This is a genomic window from Microvirga guangxiensis, from assembly GCF_900102135.1.
GTDB lineage: Bacteria > Pseudomonadota > Alphaproteobacteria > Rhizobiales > Beijerinckiaceae > Microvirga > Microvirga guangxiensis.
This window is the reverse complement of record NZ_FMVJ01000005.1, coordinates 234,188-251,471: the sequence shown is the minus strand read 5'-3', so window position 1 is coordinate 251,471 and position 17,284 is coordinate 234,188. Positions and strand designations below refer to the sequence as shown.

Sequence of the window (17,284 nt, the reverse complement as noted above, 5' to 3'; positions counted from 1 at the left end):
TTGTTCTTGACAATGATCCTAACCTTGGCTATATCTTGGGATGTCCTGGCTCACCGAGGGGCGCGCTCGCGAGGCGTCGTGATTGTGGAGCCGGGAGCGGTCCTGGGTCAGGCCTCGCAAGCCGGGCCGGGAGGCCCATCGCTGCAAGATGCGGTGTACGCCTAAAAGAACCGTGCGCGAGGAGCCGTCAGGTTCTTCACACATTAGACACACGAGCCGGACGCCTCCTCGCGCCCTCCCTCGACCATCACCCTCGGAGCAACAAGCTCGCGAGGCCATTCCCGCATGCTCTTTGACAGACAAGAGTAGCCCAAGCGGCGCTTCCCTAACGCTCACTCCCTCTGGCTCAACTCTCCCGGCGATAAGTCAGCCTCATCGGCAGCCCCTCATGAGGTCTCAGCGTGATGCGATGGAGCGGCGTCACCTTGTGGCCCTCCTTGAGGTCGAGGCGAACGGCCCGGACGATGGTGGCCAGTACGATCACGGCCTCCTGTAGCGCGAAAGTAGCTCCGATGCAGACGCGGGGTCCTGCGCCGAAAGGCAGATAGGCGAACTTGTCGATTTTCGCCTTCTCCTCCGGCAGGAAGCGCTCGGGCCTGAAGGCGTCGGGCTCGTCCCAGAGCGTGCGGTGGCGATGGAGCACATAAGGCGCGATGGTGACCACAGTGCCTGCCTCGATCGTGAGATCGCCGATCCGATCGTCCGCGATGGCGGCTCGGCTCAGGAAAGGAGCCGGCGGGTAGAGGCGCATCGCCTCATCCAGAACGGCCCGGGTATAGACAAGCCGCTCGACATGCTGCGGCTCGAAGGCCCCCGCGCCCAAAACCTCGTCCACCTCCCGCTCGATCCGCGCACGGACACGCTCGTCCTGCGAGATCAGGTAGATCGCCCAGGACAAGGCATTGGCCGTGGTCTCGTGACCGGCGCCGATGAAGGTGACGATGTTGGCGGCCACCTCCAGGTCGCTGAGTCCCTTGCCGGTTTCCGGATCGGCTGCTTCCAGAAGCAAGGTCAGAAGATCGCGCGGCGCAGCCTCGCCCCGCTCCAGCAAGGCCTTCCGGTCCCGGATCAGTTCGTTCACAAGCTCCTCGAAGAAGCGGATGGCCGGTCGCGCCCGCCAGCGTCCGATGCGGGGCACCCAATCCGGCAAGCCGAAGATATCGACCGGGTCGATGCGTCCCAAGCCTTCGAAATAGCGGGTGATGGCACGCCCCAGGGCATCCGGGTCGCGGGCCACGCCCTTCGAGAAGATCGTCCGCTCCAGCACGTCGAGGGTGACGCGGGTCATCTCGAGGGAGATGTCGACCTCCCTGCCCTCAGGGCGCCGCTGCCAGCGGCGCACGAGGCGCTCGGCGGACTCGACCATGGCCGGGAAGAACCCGGACACGACACGCGGCGGGAACAGAGGCGCGATCGTGCGGCGCTGGAGCTTCCACTCCTCGCCCTCCGCAGTCAGCAGGCCCTTCCCCAGACCGGGGGCGAGAACCCGGAGCTGCAGGTCGTCCTTCCGGTAATTGGCGGCATTGTCGACGAAGATGTGGCGGATGACGTCCGGATCGTTCACCACCGTGATCCGCCCCAGAGCCCCGCTGCCCGAAATGATGGGCTCGCTGAAATGCCGCTCGGTCCAGGTCGTCAGCGGGTTCCGGCGAAGGGCCAGCAGGAACGCGAGCAGCCCCGGCGGCTCCTGCAGGGGCTTGGGGGCCGGAGGGCGAAAAAGGGGGGTATCCAGGGTATCGGTCATCCGAATTTACAACGCTCGTATGCGGCCTTGGCTGTTGCGGGAGCCTGAGTTTGAGATAAGAACACCCAACTCCATCGAAAGAGGTCAGGATGTCGCTCACCCGTACCGAAACAGATACCTTCGGCCCCATCGAAGTTCCCGCCGACAAGCTCTGGGGTGCCCAGACGCAGCGCTCGCTCCAGAATTTCCGCATCGGCACGGACCGGATGCCGCTCCCCCTCGTCCATGGCTTGGCCATGGTGAAGCAGGCCGCCGCGCTGGTGAACAAGGATCTGGGCAAGCTGGACCCGAAGCTTGCCGACGCCATCGCATCGGCCGCCGCCGACGTGGTGCAGGGCAAGTATGACGATCAATTCCCGCTCGTGGTCTACCAGACCGGCTCGGGCACCCAATCCAACATGAACATGAACGAGGTGCTCTCGAACCTCGCCATCGAGCGCCTCGGCGGCGAGCGCGGCAGCAAGAAGCCGGTTCACCCGAACGATCACGTCAATATGGGCCAGTCGTCCAACGACTCGTTCCCGACCGCCATGCACATCGCCGTGGCGCGCGAGATCAACGATCGCCTGCTCCCTGCCCTGAGGCATCTGCTGAAGGCCCTTGAAGAGAAGCAGGAAGCCTTCAAGGACCTCGTAAAGATCGGCCGTACGCATCTGCAGGACGCGACTCCGGTCACCCTCGGCCAGGAATTCTCCGGCTATGCCGCTCAGGTCCGGCTCGGCATCGCCCGCATCGAGGCGACCCTTCCCGGCATCTATGCGCTGGCCCAGGGCGGCACCGCCGTCGGCACCGGCCTCAACGCGCATCCCGAGTTCGCGGACCGCTTTGCCGCGAAGGTCATGGAGCTCACGGCTCTCCCCTTCACTTCGGCAGCGAACAAGTTCGAGGCTCTGGCCTCGAAAGACGCCCTCGTCTTCACCCATGGCGCGCTGGCGAGCCTCGCGGCGGGCCTATTCAAGATCGCCAACGACATCCGCCTCATGGGCTCCGGCCCGCGTTCCGGCATCGGCGAGATCTCCCTGCCGGAGAACGAGCCCGGTTCCTCGATCATGCCCGGCAAGGTGAACCCCACCCAGGCCGAAGCCATGACCATGCTGTGCTGCCAGGTGGCAGGCAACCAAACCACGGTGACCTTCGCCGGCAGCCAGGGCCATTTCGAGCTCAACGTGTTCAAGCCGGTGATCGTGAATGCCGTGCTGCAGTCGATCCGCCTGCTCGCGGACGGCGCGGTCAGCTTCACCGACAACTGCGTCGTCGGCATCGAGCCGAACCGGGAGCGCCTCAAGGAGCTGATGGAACGTTCGCTCATGCTCGTGACGGCGCTGGCCCCGAAGATCGGCTACGATCAGGCCGCCGCCATCGCGAAGTCCGCGCACAAGAACGGCACGACGCTGAAGGAAGAGGCCCTCAAGGCCGGCGTTTCGTCCGAGGACTTCGATGCCGTCGTTCGTCCCGAGACGATGCTTCAGCCGGGCGAATAAGCGATAATCGCGCCATGGCCGAGATCATCAATCTGCGCCAGGCTCGCAAGAACAAGGCGCGGGCCGAGAAAGAGGCCCGCGCCGACCAGAACCGCGTCACATTCGGCCGCACCAAGGCCGAGAAGGAACTGACGAAGGCAGAGCGTGATCTCGCTCAGCGCCGTATCGACGCTCACAAGCGCGACGACAACGAGAAGCCTTGAATGGGCGCCGGCATCGTCAAACGCTCCGTCTCGATTGCCGGTCACCGCACCAGCATCTCCCTCGAAGAGCCCTTCTGGCAGATCCTGCGCGAGATCGCAGAGCGCGAAAAGCTCTCCATTCAAGCCTTGATCGGACGCATCGATGCGGAACGCGGTGAGCAGAACCTCTCGTCGGCGATCCGCGTATTCGTGTTGATGGACCTGCGCAACCGCTGACTTTGAACGGAAGCCTTAACGGTCGGGAGAGCCGTGAATGCGCGGCGGAGCGCCGACTTCAACCTGCGGATTCAGCGGTGGCAAAGTCATCTGAAATGGCGTAGGTGCCGATGCCGGCTCCTCTTCGTCCGGCCGCTGCTGCTGCTCCGATTGCAGGCGCTCCGCTTCGAGACGAGCCTTCTCGGCCTCGGCCCTTGCTTTTGCCTGACGCGCAGCCTCTTCCGCAGCAGCCTTCATGCGCTGACGCTCGGCCTCCTGCTGCGCCTGAATCTGGCGCTGGCGTTCCGCAGCAGCGCGCTCGAAGGCCTCGATCTTTTCGAGTTCGCGCTTGAGCACGATGGCAGCAAGCCCGTTCCGGAATGGTCCCGCATCGAGTTCACGTGCCGGAGCGGCAATCGAGCCACGCCAGTTCAACCCTATGGACGGAGTAGCGCCCGACCAACCAGCCGGTGACGTCTTGGACACAAGCGATCCGCGCGCATCGAGTGCAAGTGTGTTGAGATCGAACGTCACAGCGCCCTGCCATATGGATGGCCCGCCATCCATCACGAAAGGCGAAAGCCGCAGAGAACCGCCGACAAGAGCGGCGGATGTGGTGACCGTCTGCGCCGTGAGAGCAGCGCGCGCCAGCTCCTCATTGATGATGGCTTCCGCCTTGCCTTCAACGAGCGGCTCGTTCTCAGCCAAGGCCTTCTTGAGGGCGCGATCGAATACGGCGGGGTCGGCGGCTGGGATGCGCAGCTTCGTGATCCTCCACTCACCCGCCCCTCCCAGCGCCGACACGAGTTGCGACATGCTCTCGCCTGCCGTGCCGAACTTGAGATTGCCGGACAGAACGGCCTCAATGGGCGACGAGCCAGCCAGAGCCCAGAGTGGAACGCTATCGATTGCACCCTCGCCGACGACCGTCGCCTTGGCGCCCTCGCGCGTGATGGTCGTGGAACCCGTCAGGCGTCCGGTGCCGATACTGGCATCGAGATTGCGGATCGAAATGCCGTCCGACTGCGCCTCGACAGTAAAGCTCGCGCGCGTGCTCTGGATGCCGCGTCCCAGATCGAGCGTGCCGACCCGGAACATTACCTGTCCGCCGCTCACGAGGCGCCCGCTCTGCCCAAACGTGGCGTTGGACCAGATGGCAGTGGCGTTCGGATCGCCGGGCACGTTGAGCGCAAGAGCTGCCGACAGCCATGGCAGTGAAAGCCTGTCGAGGGAAATCTCGCCGCCGATCTCCGAGCGCGAGCGGATGTTGAGGCCAGCCTGAACGGCGTTGCCCGCAACCGCGCCCGTCACATCCAGACGACTTGCATCGCGCTCACGCCCCAAAGTCACACGCGCCTTCACCGGAACAGGTGGCTTCACGCCCGCGCCATCTCCCAAGAGCAGCAGGAATGGGGTGACGTCGGCCGTGACGAACTCCGCCTCGCCGCTATCCACCACATCATCACTCGCGCTGAGAGCGAAGGGCCTCAAGGTCGTTATCTGCGCGCCTGCGACATTGCCCGCGAAGGTTACGTTGAACTGACCCGACCCGACCCGGGTGCCGCGCAGATCGACCCTGGAAGGACGATTGAGCCCAGCCATGTTGGTACGGTTCACCCAGCGGCCCGTGTTCTCCGTTGCAAGCGTGAGATTGAGACTCTCGGTACGTCCATCGACGGAATCCACACTGCCTTCGATGCTGCCACCCGCAGCCGTCCCTTTCATCATCGTGCGCAGGCGCACCTCGGTCGAGCCGGGCGGCGGAGCAACGCGCTCGGTTCCCACCTGCACGTTGAGCGCGCCTTCTCGAATGAAGTACGGCACAAGCCTGGAAACGCCGCCGATCCATACGCTGCCGATCAGATCGACAAGGGGAGCAGCACGCTGTGCCGTAACCCTGCCGTTGATGCTCCCCGAACCGTCGGGCGCGATACGTCCGCTTACCCGTGCGTTGGCGCCTGCAAGATCTACGATATCGAGATTCTCCACGAGCAGCGCCTGACCGTCGGAGAGGATGCGCGCCGTGATGCGACCGGTAGCTGAACTCTTACCCGCGCTGACGCCGCGCGCCTCGAGGATGAACCCCACATCCACATTCTGCGTAGCCTCGAACACGCTGGAAACCTGCGGCAGGTGATCGAGGTTCAGGTTCTGGATCGCAACCTGTGCTTCCAGCTTGCCGCGCTCGTCGGCCTCTGGCGCGGTATAGCGCAGATTGCCTGTCGTCACTGCATCGCCGATCTTCAGGCGCATCCGATTGAGAGACAGAACCGGATTGTTGAATACCACGTCGGACGAGGCCTCGACGGGCCGCCCATCGAGAACGTCGAGAAACGGCGAGCGGATCTTGATACGGTCGAGATAGCGCGCGAGGCGATCCGAAGCGTTCGAGGCCAGCGCCACCTTGCCTTCGATGCCACCCTGGGTGAGACCGAGCTCGCCTTCCACGGCCACACGCGTTTCGCCAGGCGCATTGAACTCCACACGCTCCAGCCGCGCTTTTCCGCGGTCGAGGGACAGGCGAAGATTGGCACCGGTCAGATCTTCCTGGCCAAGTCCGATACTGTCGATCTTAAGGTCGAGATCGATCGGAATCGTAATCGGGGGAAGCGACCACTCCTTGAGGCGCGACGCGAAGTCCCTTCCGTTCGAGGACAGGATGAAGCTGTCGGCATCGAGCCGTCTTCCTTCGAGCTTCAAGGCAATGCGCGGATCGGCGATGCCGATGCTGCCTTCGCCCGCCATGCGCAGGCTCGCACCGCCTTCGCCGGCCTCCAACGTGACGGAGCTCAGGGCTACTGCGCCATCAGCTGTCTTGAATTCGGATTCGACAGCGATGGGGATGGGAATTCCGGCAGCGGCGATCTGCGCAGGGGGGCCAAAGAGCACCTTGGCCTTTCCGGAAACGCTCGGGACATTGGTCCCGGCTGCTGGATCGTCCAGTGCGACGCGGGCATCGAGATCGAAGCGCGGGTAGATGTCGCCACCGCCCGAGAGCTTGACCTGCACGCTCTTATCCTCGGCGAGTTCTCCCGTGACCAAGCGGAAAGGCACGCCTGACGTGGTGCCCTCAACCCGCCAGGGACCAATGAGCTTCTGGCCTTCGATCTGGACGTTTTCCGCAAAAGCCTGGTTCGTATGGCCTGTAGTCGTTGCCTGGGTGGTGACGAGAAGCTGGCCTATACGGAGGCTCTCGATCGCCCATTCACGGCTGCGCCCACTGCCCGAGACAAGGTCGGGCGGCAGGCGCCAATCTCCCTTGCCGGACACGGGAACGCGGATATCGGCCCTGCCGATCCGGGTCTCGGTAAAGCGAACCTCTTGGCGCAGAAGCGGCGTAAGCGCGATCTCGGCCAGAACGTTGTCGGCAGTCAGCGTAGGGGAATCCGGCGTCTTGCCGCCCAGTTGCAGCCGGTCAAGGATGATCCTCGGCTCGGGCAGCAAGCGAATGGAGATGTTCCCCGTCGTGCGGGCTTCCGTACCCGACGCGCGCGCGATCATCCCGTCAATGGTGTCGCGGTAATCCTCCCAATTCAGGAGAGGAGGCACTGCCACGGCAATCGCCAGGATCAGGATCACAACGCCTGCGATGATCGTCAGGATATCGCGCAAGAGGTTCTTCTTCTCCGTTTCACTTTAGCTCTTTAGACCATGGATCGTGAGATCGGGAGCGCATCGGGCGCTTCTTCCACCGTCAAAGTGCAACGATCTTACCAGGATTCATGATGTTGTGAGGGTCCATGGCCCGTTTCAAGACACGCATGAGGTTCAGCGCATCTGCTCCGTGTTCAATTTCCAAGTACTTCATCTTTTTTTGCCCTACGCCGTGCTCGCCGGTGCAGGTCCCCTCCATGGCAACGGCCCGCTTCACGAGACGATCCACGAAGGCCTCGCAAGCCGCCACTTCCGCAGGGTCATCGGCATTCACGAGCGGCTGAACGTGAAAATTGCCGTCCCCCACATGCCCTACGATGGGGGCAATCATGCCGCTCTCGAGGATGTCCCGCTTCGTTTCGGCCACGCACTCAGCAAGGCGAGAAATCGGCACACAGACATCCGTAGCGACGGACTGCGCCCCGGGACGCAGGCCGCGTGCTGCCCAATAGGCATCGTGCCGCGCCTGCCACAGGCGCGAGCGTTCCTCAGGCTTCGTGGCCCATACGAAAGGCTTGTCGGTGAACTCTGCCGCAATCTCGCCAAAACGCTCGGCCTGCTCCTGCACACCTGCTTCCGAGCCGTGGAATTCCAGCAGCAACAAGGGACTCTCGGGAAGATCGAGCTTCGAATGAAGGTTCACCGCCTTCACTTGCACTTCGTCCAGCAACTCGATGCGGGCCATCGGAATGCCGGACTGAATGGTGAGGATTACCGCATCGCAAGCCGCCTTGACCGTAGGGAACGGGCAAATTCCGGCCGATATGGCTTCCGGAATGCCGTTCAGCTTGAGCGTGATCTCGGTCACGATGCCGAGGGTCCCCTCAGAGCCAATCATCAGGCGGGTGAGATCATAGCCGGCGGAGCTTTTCCTGGCGCGGCTTGAGGTCTTCACGATTTCACCGGTCGGCAGCACGACGGTGAGCGAGAGCACCACGTCCTTCATCGTGCCGTAGCGTACCGCGTTGGTGCCCGAGGCGCGCGTAGCGACCATGCCGCCGATGGAGGCGTCCGCTCCCGGATCGATGGGGAAGAACAAGCCTTTGTCGCGCAAATGCTCGTTCAGCTCCTTACGGGTGACACCCGCCTCGACCACGCAGTCTAGGTCCTCTTCATGAACGGCGATGATCCGCTTCATGAGGCTCAGATCGATGCAAACACCGCCGTCGGGTGCGTTGATGTGGCCTTCGAGCGAAGTGCCTGTGCCAAATGGAACGATCGGAACACGCTTTTCAGCGCAAAGCTTCACGATCTCGGACACTTCCTCTGTCGTGCGCGCATAGAACACAATATCCGGTGGCTGATTTTTAACCCAAGTAAGCGTATGGCCATGCTGCTCGCGTATAGCAGCCGAGGTTGAGACCCGATCCCCAAAGCGCCTGGAGAGTTCCGTCGTCAGGTCCGAGATGGTGGCTTCCGAAGGCTTGGGGCGGCTGGGCGAGAGAATGGCGTTCATCTTGGTAGCGGTTCCGATTGCGGTATTCGTTATCCATACCTACCAAAATGGGCTTTAACGCAATACTTCAGAGAATAATTGGGCCAATATGCCCATGGATCGCGACAGGATATGTGCTAACATTCAATTCCTGTTTTCCAGAAAGGTGACGATTGTGATCGGCTTCGAGGGAAAGAACTGATCATGGAGAAGAAGGCTCCGGTGTTCTTCTTCGCTCCGTTCGTATCGTCCACGATGCGGATCGAGCCGGCCTGGATCGACCATAACGGTCATATGAATATGGCCTATTATCACGTGCTGTTTGACCGCACAGTAGAAGAGGGGTTTAGCGTCGTCGGCTTGGGGCGCGAATATACCGAGGAGCGCAAGGGCTCCTTCTTCGCCGCCGAGATCCACACCCTCTATAAGCGGGAACTTAAGCTACGCGATCAGGTTCGCGTCACCCTTCAGCTCATCGACTACGACGAGAAGCGTATCCACTATTACTTGGAAATCCGACACGCGGTTGAAGGCTGGGTCGCCGCAACCATGGAGGGGCTGTCTCTCCATGTGAACATGGAAACCCGGAAGGTCTCCCCCTTCCCTGACGATATCGCTGCCAATCTCGCCGTGATGAAGGCTGCCCATGCACGCCTCAAAAGGCCGTCGGACATAGGACGGATCATCGGTATTCCGGAAAAACTGGAGAAGCACGAGAGCCTTCTTGCCCTAGGCACTCGGCATTAGCATCCTGCCGCGCCCACAGGGCAATTGCGGAACGGCGATGGCGTATTGGAGAACAGCCTCTGCCGGTCGATATCCTGCCTGAGCTGGTTCTGCTCCGTCTGGATCTGCCGCTGAACATCGTTCAGGCGCTGGTTCTGCTCGATATTGCGGTTGATGTCCTCCACTTGGCGCTCGGACCGGCTTTTGCTCGGCAATCGTGAAGTCTGAGCCTCCGCAGCGAGCGGCAGGATAAGGCCAAGGCAAATGGCAGCCGTGACAAGCAAACGCATGGGACATTCCTTTCGGACCTGTCATCCCCATATGGCGATGAGAGCCGTTTCCGACAATATCGACGAGCCTTGAGCCGCCCGTCTAACCTCATGAAAATCGGCATTTCCGGGCTCGACGCCGTTCGCCTTTTGATCCATGGTCCCGCCGATGAATCAGCCTGATAACAGCCCCGATCCTCAAGACGATCTGGCGCACCAGCCATCCGCCGGTTCCCTAAGCGCCCGCGCCCGTGCTGCGGTTGCGCCCCAACTCGCTTATCTGAACGGCTTGAACCCAGAGCAGCGCGCTGCCGTGGAAGCGACCGAGGGGCCGGTCCTCGTGCTCGCCGGCGCCGGCACCGGCAAGACCCGGGTGCTCACCACCCGCATCGCCCATCTGATCGCCACCGGTAAAGCCTGGCCGTCACAGATCTTGGCGGTAACCTTCACCAACAAGGCCGCCCGAGAGATGCGCGAGCGCATCGGCCGCGCCATCGGCGAAGTGGCCGAGGGCATGCAATGGCTCGGGACCTTTCACTCCATCGGCACCAAGATCCTGCGGCGTCATGCGGAGCTTGTCGGCCTGCGCTCCGATTTCACCATTCTCGGCACCGATGACCAGCTACGCCTGATGAAGCAGGTGATCGAGGCCGAGGGCATCGACGAGAAGCGTTGGCCGGCGCGCCAGCTCGCCGGTCTCATCGACGGCTGGAAGAACCGCGGCCTCGGGCCCGATCAGGTGGCCGCCGGAGAAGCGGGAGCCTTTGCCAACGGCAAGGGCGGCAGGCTTTACCGTGCCTATCAGGAACGCCTGAAGGTCTTGAATGCGGTCGACTTTGGAGACCTGCTGCTCGAATGTCTCCGCCTGTGGCGGGAGCATCCGGATATTCTTGAGCAGTATCAGGAACGGTTCCGCTACATGCTGGTGGACGAATATCAGGACACCAACGTCGCGCAGTATCTCTGGCTGCGCCTGCTCGCGCAGAAGCGCAAGAACCTGTGCTGCGTGGGCGACGACGATCAGTCGATCTATGGCTGGCGCGGCGCGGAAGTGGACAACATCCTTCGCTTCGAGCACGACTTCCCCGGCGCTACCGTGATCCGGCTTGAGCGGAACTATCGCTCTACCGGCCATATCCTCTCCGCAGCCTCCGTTCTGATCGCCAAGAACCAGGGCCGTCTCGGAAAAACTCTTCACACGGAAGACGAGCTTGGCGAGAAGGTGTCGATTACCGGCGCCTGGGACTCGGAGGAGGAGGCACGCCTCATCGGTGAGGAAATCGAGGCTCTTCAAGCCAAGAAACATCCGCTCTCGGAAGTCGCTATTCTGGTCCGCATCTCGGCTCAAATGCGCGAGATCGAAGACCGGCTCGTGCAACTCGGCGTTCCTTATCGTGTCATCGGCGGCCCACGCTTCTATGAGCGCGCGGAAATTCGTGATGCCCTGGCCTACCTGCGCGTCGTCAATCAGCCTGCCGACGATCTTGCGTTTGAGCGTATCGTCAACGTGCCCAAGCGTGGCCTTGGTGATGCGACGATCCAAGTCCTGCACAATCATGCCCGCGCGGCCCGCGTGCCATTGGTGGAAGCGGCGCGTTTCATCGTCGAGACCGACGAGCTGAAGCCCAAGCCGCGCGCGACCTTGCGCGACCTGCTCATTTCCTTCGGGCGTTGGTCGAAGCTCTCCGAAACCATGTCTCAATCGGAAGTCGCGCAGGCAGTGCTGGAAGAATCCGGCTACACCGACATGTGGCAGAAAGAAAAATCCGCCGATGCGGCAGGCCGCCTGGAAAACCTCAAGGAGCTTGTACGCTCCATGGAAGAGTTCCCAGATCTGCAGAGCTTCCTGGAGCATGTCTCTCTCGTGATGGAAGCGAACGAGACGGACACCATCGAGCGCGTGAGCCTGATGACCCTCCACGCTGCAAAAGGTCTGGAGTTCGACACGGTATTCCTGCCTGGCTGGGAGGAAGGGCTTTTCCCCAATCAGCGCGCCTTGGATGAAAGCGGCCGTGCCGGGTTGGAGGAAGAGCGCCGCCTCGCTCATGTGGGCCTTACCCGCGCGAAGCGTCGTGCGAAAATCTACTTCGCCTCCAACCGGCGTATCCATGGCCTGTGGAACTCGACCGTTCCCAGCCGTTTCATCGACGACCTGCCGGAAGGCCATGTGGAGATCGTGGAAGCCCCAGCGAATTTCTCCTATGGCGGCGGTTACGGTGGTTCACGCTTCGACCGCATGCAGCCCTTCAGCGGCTCGTCCTATCAGACGCCTGGCTGGCAGCGCGCACAGGCGCATCGCGCTAATACGGAAGATGGCGGCTATTCGGCGCGGCGGTCAGGCGAGCGTCGCGGCCCAATGATGATCGAAGGCGAGCTGGTGGCGAAGTCCACCGGCACGTCAGGCTTTGCCGTCGGAGGACGCGTGCTGCACACGAAGTTTGGACCCGGCACCATCGAGGCCGTCGACGGCAACAAACTCACGGTGGAGTTCGACAAGGCCGGGCGCAAAATGGTGCTCGACAGCTTCGTCGAGGCGCTGGGCTAGGCAGAGCACTTCATCATACCAATACCTTCCTCGGAGCTGCTGCAAGCGGCGCCTCGAAGTGTCATCCAGAGAGCACGAGAGGTGCTTTCATCTCTCGGATGCTACGCTCTTTGGAATGAGGGCTTGTGTGAGGGAAGAAGATGGAAATGGCCGGGTCGAGCCCGGCCATCAGACTGGATGATCACTCAGCCGCGGACGGCGGAACCGGCATAGGTGGTGTGCCGTAGGTTCTCGGATCGACCGGATTGAGCTTGCCTTCGTCTTCCGTGAAGGCAGGAGGACGATCCACGTAAGTGAATTCGCCCTTCCCATCCGGCGAAGGGCCTTTGGCCCAGCGGCCTTCCTGGCTTTCCATGCCTTCCGAGTGGTTGAGGAACTGATAGGCGACTTCGCCCTTCTCAAGCTCTTGCGGGAAATTCGAGGGCACTGGTGTGTCCTCCAGACCATCCGCCTTGAGTTCTTCGATTGCGGCAAGCCATTGATTCTGGTGCATCGTATCGCGCGCGAGCATATAGGAGAGCATATCGCGCACGCCCTTATCGTTCGTCATATTGTAGAGACGGGCAACCTGCAGCCGGCCTTGGCTCTCAGCCGTCACATTGAACCGGAAATCCGCCAGCAGATTGCCGCTTGCTATGATGTAAGTTGCCGACCAGGGATTACCGGTACTGTCCGTTGGCCTGGAGCCTAATCCGGCTACGATGTAGTGCTGAGGGTTCATGCCGGCGACGATAGCGTCTTCGACACGGGCGCCGCCCATGACGGCCCCGATCACGGAATTCTTTGCCATCTCCTCCTGCTGGTCGACAGGCGAGGTTTCGAGCAGACGCGCGATCATGGTGGCGAGCATCTCGACGTGACCGATCTCCTCGGTCCCGATATCCATGATCATATCCTTGTACTTCTGCGAACCGCGGCAGTTCCAGCCCTGGAAGAGATAAGTCATCATCACGCTCATCTCACCCCATTGTCCCCCGAGAGCCTCCTGAAGCATCTTAGCGAAAAGCGGATCGGGTCTTTCCGGCTTGGCGTGATAAGCCAGTTGCCGTTGACGGAAGAACATCGGCTGCTCCTTGATGTTGAATTTGAAGGGCTACTCAGCCCGGCACACGACTGCCTTTCAACAAGAGCGATTCACGGTTGTTCCCCGACTTCTCAGGATAACCTCTACATTAGAGAGGCTCTGATCTAACCCTCTGGTCACCTGCCCGTAACTGTGGAACTATCCTGCATCTTCGATGCGACCGATGAGGCTTAGATGTTTCCCCTGTCCCATATGCTCAAATCCTTCATCCGCGCAGGTACTTTGAAGGTGGTAGATGCCGAGGGCGGCGTGCATGTCTTCGGTGGTGAGAAGCCAGGTCCCAGCGTAACAATGCGGCTGACGGACAAGTCGCTATACCACAAGCTCTTCCTGAATCCCGAGCTTCACGCAGGCGAGGCCTATATGGACGGGCGCATGAGCTTCGAGGACGGCTCGAGCCTGCGCGATTTTCTCAACCTGTTCTCAATGAACCGCTCGACCCTGGCGAATTACCCGCTGCAGAGCGTGCTGAAGCGCGTTTCGCGTACCGTGAAACGCTTTCAGCAAGCCAACCCGGTCGGCAAGGCGCAACAAAACGTGGCGCATCACTACGATCTCGGGAACGATTTCTACCGGCTCTTTCTCGACAAGGGGATGCAGTATTCCTGCGCCTACTTCGTCAACGAGGACGATACGCTGGAAGAGGCGCAGCAGAACAAGCTGCGTCTCATCGCCGCGAAGCTGCAGCTCAAGCCTGGACTGAAAATTCTCGACATTGGCAGCGGCTGGGGCGATCTCGCGCTCTACCTTGCTGCCATGGAAGATGTGGATGTTACGGGCGTCACGCTCTCTAAAGAGCAATATGAATTGTCGAACGAGAAAGCACGGCGCGCTGGCCTATCGCATCGCGTGCGCTTTGAGTTGCTCGATTACCGCAAGGTCGACCGGCGCTTCGACCGCATCGTGTCGGTGGGCATGTTCGAGCATGTGGGCGTTCATCATTACGGAGAGTTCTTTGCCAAGATCAATGCGCTGCTCGATGATGACGGATTGATGGTGCTGCACTCCATCGGCAAGATGAGCCCGCCTGGCACTGCAAGCCCATGGCTGCGCAAGTACATCTTCCCTGGCGCCTATTCCCCTGCCCTGTCGGAGGTCTTTCCGGTGACCGAGCAGAATTCTCTCTGGGTGACGGACCTCGAGTTCCTCCGCGTCCATTATGCCAAGACGTTGAACCACTGGCACAAGCGCTTCGAGGCCAATCGGGAGAAGATCGCCGCCATGTACGATGAGCGTTTCTGCCGGATGTTCGAATTTTATCTAATCAGCGCAGAGACGATGTTCACTACGGGCAGCCAACTCGTCTTCCACATGCAGCTTGCCCGCAAGCGTGATGCTGCGCCCATCGTGCGCGATTACATCACGGATCTGCAGCGTCACTACAAATCCATAGAGGCGGAACGTCTCAAGATCCTCGAACCGGCAAGAGAGTTGATGCCGGCTTAGGAGCCGGCATCCCGCTCATCAGGTTAGCGTCTCGTAGTCCTTGTTTTTCAGCCCATCGTGCGAGTGGCGTGTGGGCAAGGTTCCCTTCGGCTGTTTCTTGAAACTTGAGGACGCCTTCGCCCCGACCGGGCCTTTCGAGATCGTGATGCCACCATCCACCATATAAAGCGCGCCAGTCACGAAGCTCGCCTCGTCCGATGCCAAGAAGCAGAATACATTCGCCACTTCCTCCGGGGTCCCCCGTCGTCCCATAGGTGTAGCCTGTGTGATCATCGTTGCGAGTTCAGCATCCATCGGTCCGGTGGATTTGTGCGTCCATGCCGTATCGATGGGTCCGGGGCACACGCAATTTGCCCGCACGCCATAGGGCACCTGTTCTGCTGCAATGCCCCGAATGAACGAATGGATGAAAGCCTTCGTGCCGCCGTATGGCGTGTTCTTCGGATGACCGAGCATGCCAGCCTCCGAGCCGGTTGCGATGATGTTGCCTTGAGTCTCCTGCAGGTAAGGCAGCGCGAACTTCGTCATCAGGAACACCGAGCGCACGTTCGAACGGAAGGTCTCGTCGAATTTGTCGATGGGGTAATCCTGCGTTTCGGCCACAGCCAGGAACACGCCTGCATTGTTGACGAGTACGTCGATGCGCCCATAGGCGCTCATACACGCCTCGACCGCAGCTTGAGCGTGGTGCTCCTCGGCAATGTCGCCCAGATAAATCTCGGCGAAGCCCCCTGCCCTGTTGATGAGTTGCGCCACATCCTCCACCGGATCGTCAGGGAGGCCGACGAGGAGCAGGCGCGCACCTTCGCGGGCGAACTTGAGGGCAATGGCCTCACCGATGCCGGTACCGGCACCGGTTATGATGGCGACCTTATCGAAAAGACGTCCGGACATGGGGGTCTCCTGCAGGCGCTCAAGCGCCGCTTCAAGCATCGTGGGGAATACGCTTAGCGCTTGAAGAACGGGCCTGAATCCGGGCGGTTCCTCCTCTGCCCCTGCTTGTGATCGCTTGAGAGAGAGCACAGGGGGTGCTAGAGCAGCCCCATGCTTGAAGGTCTGCACCCCAACCGCCCCACCCATGTCTTCCGCATCACGACGGACGAGCGCTCGGCGCGCGCCATGACGGATCTGATCGGAGAGATTTTCGACCCCGCCGAGACGGCGGTGGCCGCCTTCGAGACGGTGGAGGACGGCCCATGGCTGCTCGAGGCCTACTTTGCCCATGAGCCGAACGAGACTGCCATCCGCGATCTCGTGCGCCCCATCGTCGGCGAGGAGGCGGACAAGGGCGTGTTCCTGCCCTTGGAGCAGAAGGATTGGGTGAAGGCTTCGCTTGAGGGCCTGAGGCCCGTTCGGGCCGGCCGCGTTCTGGTTCACGGTTCCCATGACCGGGAGCATCGCCGCACCAACGACATCGCCATCGAAATCGAGGCGGGCCTGGCCTTCGGCACGGGCCACCACGGCACGACGCTAAGCTGCCTCCAGGCGTTCGTGGATGAGTTGAAGATCCGCACACCCCGCCATGTACTCGATGTGGGCACCGGCACGGGTATCCTGGCCTTCGCCGCTGCCAAGGTGCTCAAGCGCCCTGTGGTTGCAGGCGATATCGATCCTGAAGCGGTGCGGGTGGCGAAGGAGAATGCGCGTCTCAACGGGATTGGGCCGTGGATGAGGCTCTATGTGGGCCCCGGCACGCGCAACGCCGAAGCCGACCGGCCGGGTCATTTCGACCTCGTCTTCGCCAACATTCTGGCAAAGCCCCTGCGGATCCTGGCGCCCTCTCTGGCTCGGGTCGCGAGCAATGACGGGACGCTCATTCTCTCAGGGCTGCTTGGCCATGACGTACCGGGCGTGCTGTCGGCCTATGCGCATCAGGGCTGGTATCTCCAGCGGCGCTACAATCTTGAAGGCTGGGCAGCCCTCGTTCTGAAGCGAGGCAGCGCACGTCCGCAGCCCCGCCGATAAACGATTGGTTCGTCAGGCTTACTCGGCGAGGACGCCGGGATAGCGCTTCATCATCTCGCGGCGGAGCTGGAAAGCATCGGCGAAAACGTCGCGTACGAGCTTCATGGCAACAACGATCAACATGGCTTTACTCTTCTCTCTTCGGACTGGGTTTTTGGGTTAGATCTTGAAGGGCAGATCGGTGGTCTGGCGCAGGAAGTCAGCGGAGTGATCCTGCTTACGGCTGAGGTCCGCTCTGAGGGCCAGGTGGCGGCGCAACTCGCGCTCGGCGCTTCTGGCGCGGCTCTCGACAAGAGCCTTCATGACGTTCTTGGCAACCCGCAAAAACGTGGATGGGGCCTTGGTCCGATCGGCATAGACGGGGGATAAAACGGCTGTGTTCATGGGCTCATCTCCAACAGATTGGCGTTGAGACCCTTCGGTTCAGCGTTCCTCTGTTCTTGTTATGCTATACATAAGCCATGCCCGACTTTAGTAGTAGACGGACCCTTTGCATGAGAGCCATGCATCTTTTGCACTGCACAATCGGAAGACGCT

General features: G+C 61.4%; 14 protein-coding genes. 7 read left to right on the top strand and 7 right to left on the bottom strand.

Features of this window, described 5'->3' with window-relative positions; all coding sequences use genetic code 11:
• Positions 1-346: 346 nt before the first annotated feature.
• Positions 347-1,744 carry a cytochrome P450 gene (locus tag BLP10_RS10005; protein WP_091133901.1) on the bottom strand — a complete coding sequence of 466 codons (1,398 nt, stop codon included), beginning with the start codon at positions 1,742-1,744 and terminating at the stop codon, positions 347-349.
• 89 nt (positions 1,745-1,833) lie between these two features.
• On the opposite strand from BLP10_RS10005, the gene fumC reads away from it, so the two are divergent.
• From fumC to BLP10_RS09990, 3 genes are read left to right on the top strand one after another with little or no spacing between them, the layout of a single operon-like run.
• Entirely contained in the window at positions 1,834-3,225 is a 1,392-nt protein-coding gene (gene fumC / locus BLP10_RS10000) for a class II fumarate hydratase (RefSeq protein WP_091133899.1), read from the top strand.
• 14 nt (positions 3,226-3,239) lie between these two features.
• Complete coding sequence (locus BLP10_RS09995) at positions 3,240-3,428, top strand: DUF4169 family protein (protein WP_091133897.1); 189 nt, start codon at positions 3,240-3,242, stop codon at positions 3,426-3,428.
• Positions 3,429-3,644 carry a ribbon-helix-helix domain-containing protein gene (locus BLP10_RS09990; RefSeq protein WP_091133895.1) on the top strand — a complete coding sequence of 72 codons (216 nt, stop codon included), beginning with the start codon at positions 3,429-3,431 and terminating at the stop codon, positions 3,642-3,644.
• A 15-nt stretch (positions 3,645-3,659) separates the two neighbouring features.
• On the opposite strand, the gene BLP10_RS09985 is transcribed toward BLP10_RS09990, so the two are convergent.
• Together BLP10_RS09985 and BLP10_RS09980 are read right to left on the bottom strand one after the other, a co-directional pair.
• On the bottom strand, positions 3,660-7,235 hold the full coding sequence (locus BLP10_RS09985) for an AsmA family protein (protein WP_091133893.1): 3,576 nt from the start codon (positions 7,233-7,235) through the stop codon (positions 3,660-3,662).
• Positions 7,236-7,317: 82 nt separating this feature from the next.
• Positions 7,318-8,733: an FAD-binding oxidoreductase gene (locus BLP10_RS09980; protein WP_091133891.1), complete on the bottom strand. Its 1,416-nt coding sequence runs from the start codon at positions 8,731-8,733 to the stop codon at positions 7,318-7,320.
• A gap of 183 nt (positions 8,734-8,916) precedes the next feature.
• Between BLP10_RS09980 and BLP10_RS09975 the strand changes: the two genes are divergently transcribed.
• Positions 8,917-9,459, top strand: a complete 543-nt coding sequence (locus BLP10_RS09975) for a thioesterase family protein (protein ID WP_175493858.1) — start codon at positions 8,917-8,919, stop codon at positions 9,457-9,459.
• On the opposite strand, the gene BLP10_RS09970 is transcribed toward BLP10_RS09975, so the two are convergent.
• Positions 9,456-9,728, bottom strand: coding sequence for a tol-pal system YbgF family protein (locus tag BLP10_RS09970; RefSeq protein ID WP_091133888.1), 273 nt, complete (start codon positions 9,726-9,728; stop codon positions 9,456-9,458). The genes BLP10_RS09975 and BLP10_RS09970 overlap by 4 nt on opposite strands.
• A 148-nt stretch (positions 9,729-9,876) precedes the next feature.
• Here BLP10_RS09970 and BLP10_RS09965 point away from each other — a divergent pair, with 148 nt between their 5' ends.
• Positions 9,877-12,252 (top strand): ATP-dependent helicase, encoded by a 2,376-nt coding sequence (locus tag BLP10_RS09965; protein WP_091133887.1) that lies wholly within the window; start codon positions 9,877-9,879, stop codon positions 12,250-12,252.
• A gap of 181 nt (positions 12,253-12,433) precedes the next feature.
• Here BLP10_RS09965 and BLP10_RS09960 read toward each other — a convergent pair whose 3' ends face one another.
• Positions 12,434-13,315, bottom strand: coding sequence for a manganese catalase (locus BLP10_RS09960; protein ID WP_091133885.1), 882 nt, complete (start codon positions 13,313-13,315; stop codon positions 12,434-12,436).
• A 195-nt stretch (positions 13,316-13,510) separates the two neighbouring features.
• Here BLP10_RS09960 and BLP10_RS09955 point away from each other — a divergent pair, with 195 nt between their 5' ends.
• A complete protein-coding gene (locus BLP10_RS09955; protein WP_091133883.1) occupies positions 13,511-14,782 on the top strand; it encodes an SAM-dependent methyltransferase in 1,272 nt (423 codons plus the stop codon).
• 18 nt (positions 14,783-14,800) lie between these two features.
• Here the strand turns inward: BLP10_RS09955 and BLP10_RS09950 are convergent, their stop codons facing one another.
• Positions 14,801-15,676, bottom strand: a complete 876-nt coding sequence (locus BLP10_RS09950; RefSeq protein ID WP_091134302.1) for an SDR family NAD(P)-dependent oxidoreductase — start codon at positions 15,674-15,676, stop codon at positions 14,801-14,803.
• A 150-nt stretch (positions 15,677-15,826) separates the two neighbouring features.
• Here BLP10_RS09950 and BLP10_RS09945 point away from each other — a divergent pair, with 150 nt between their 5' ends.
• On the top strand, positions 15,827-16,747 hold the full coding sequence (locus tag BLP10_RS09945) for a 50S ribosomal protein L11 methyltransferase (protein WP_091133882.1): 921 nt from the start codon (positions 15,827-15,829) through the stop codon (positions 16,745-16,747).
• 159 nt (positions 16,748-16,906) lie between these two features.
• Here BLP10_RS09945 and BLP10_RS09940 read toward each other — a convergent pair whose 3' ends face one another.
• Positions 16,907-17,131, bottom strand: coding sequence for a hypothetical protein (locus BLP10_RS09940; RefSeq protein WP_091133880.1), 225 nt, complete (start codon positions 17,129-17,131; stop codon positions 16,907-16,909).
• Between the last annotated feature and the right edge of the window lie 153 nt (positions 17,132-17,284).

Excerpts from the sequence above, each read along its gene's own strand:
- BLP10_RS10005 (WP_091133901.1), bottom strand. The coding sequence starts at position 1,744 with ATGACCGATACCCTGGATACCCCCCTTTTTCGCCCTCCGGCCCCCAAG.
- fumC (WP_091133899.1), top strand. The coding sequence starts at position 1,834 with ATGTCGCTCACCCGTACCGAAACAGATACCTTCGGCCCCATCGAAGTT.
- BLP10_RS09995 (WP_091133897.1), top strand. The coding sequence starts at position 3,240 with ATGGCCGAGATCATCAATCTGCGCCAGGCTCGCAAGAACAAGGCGCGG.
- BLP10_RS09990 (WP_091133895.1), top strand. The coding sequence starts at position 3,429 with ATGGGCGCCGGCATCGTCAAACGCTCCGTCTCGATTGCCGGTCACCGC.
- BLP10_RS09980 (WP_091133891.1), bottom strand. The coding sequence starts at position 8,733 with ATGAACGCCATTCTCTCGCCCAGCCGCCCCAAGCCTTCGGAAGCCACC.
- BLP10_RS09975 (WP_175493858.1), top strand. The coding sequence starts at position 8,917 with ATGGAGAAGAAGGCTCCGGTGTTCTTCTTCGCTCCGTTCGTATCGTCC.
- BLP10_RS09970 (WP_091133888.1), bottom strand. The coding sequence starts at position 9,728 with ATGCGTTTGCTTGTCACGGCTGCCATTTGCCTTGGCCTTATCCTGCCG.
- BLP10_RS09965 (WP_091133887.1), top strand. The coding sequence starts at position 9,877 with ATGAATCAGCCTGATAACAGCCCCGATCCTCAAGACGATCTGGCGCAC.
- BLP10_RS09960 (WP_091133885.1), bottom strand. The coding sequence starts at position 13,315 with ATGTTCTTCCGTCAACGGCAACTGGCTTATCACGCCAAGCCGGAAAGA.
- BLP10_RS09955 (WP_091133883.1), top strand. The coding sequence starts at position 13,511 with ATGTTTCCCCTGTCCCATATGCTCAAATCCTTCATCCGCGCAGGTACT.
- BLP10_RS09950 (WP_091134302.1), bottom strand. The coding sequence starts at position 15,676 with ATGTCCGGACGTCTTTTCGATAAGGTCGCCATCATAACCGGTGCCGGT.
- BLP10_RS09945 (WP_091133882.1), top strand. The coding sequence starts at position 15,827 with ATGCTTGAAGGTCTGCACCCCAACCGCCCCACCCATGTCTTCCGCATC.
- BLP10_RS09940 (WP_091133880.1), bottom strand. The coding sequence starts at position 17,131 with ATGAACACAGCCGTTTTATCCCCCGTCTATGCCGATCGGACCAAGGCC.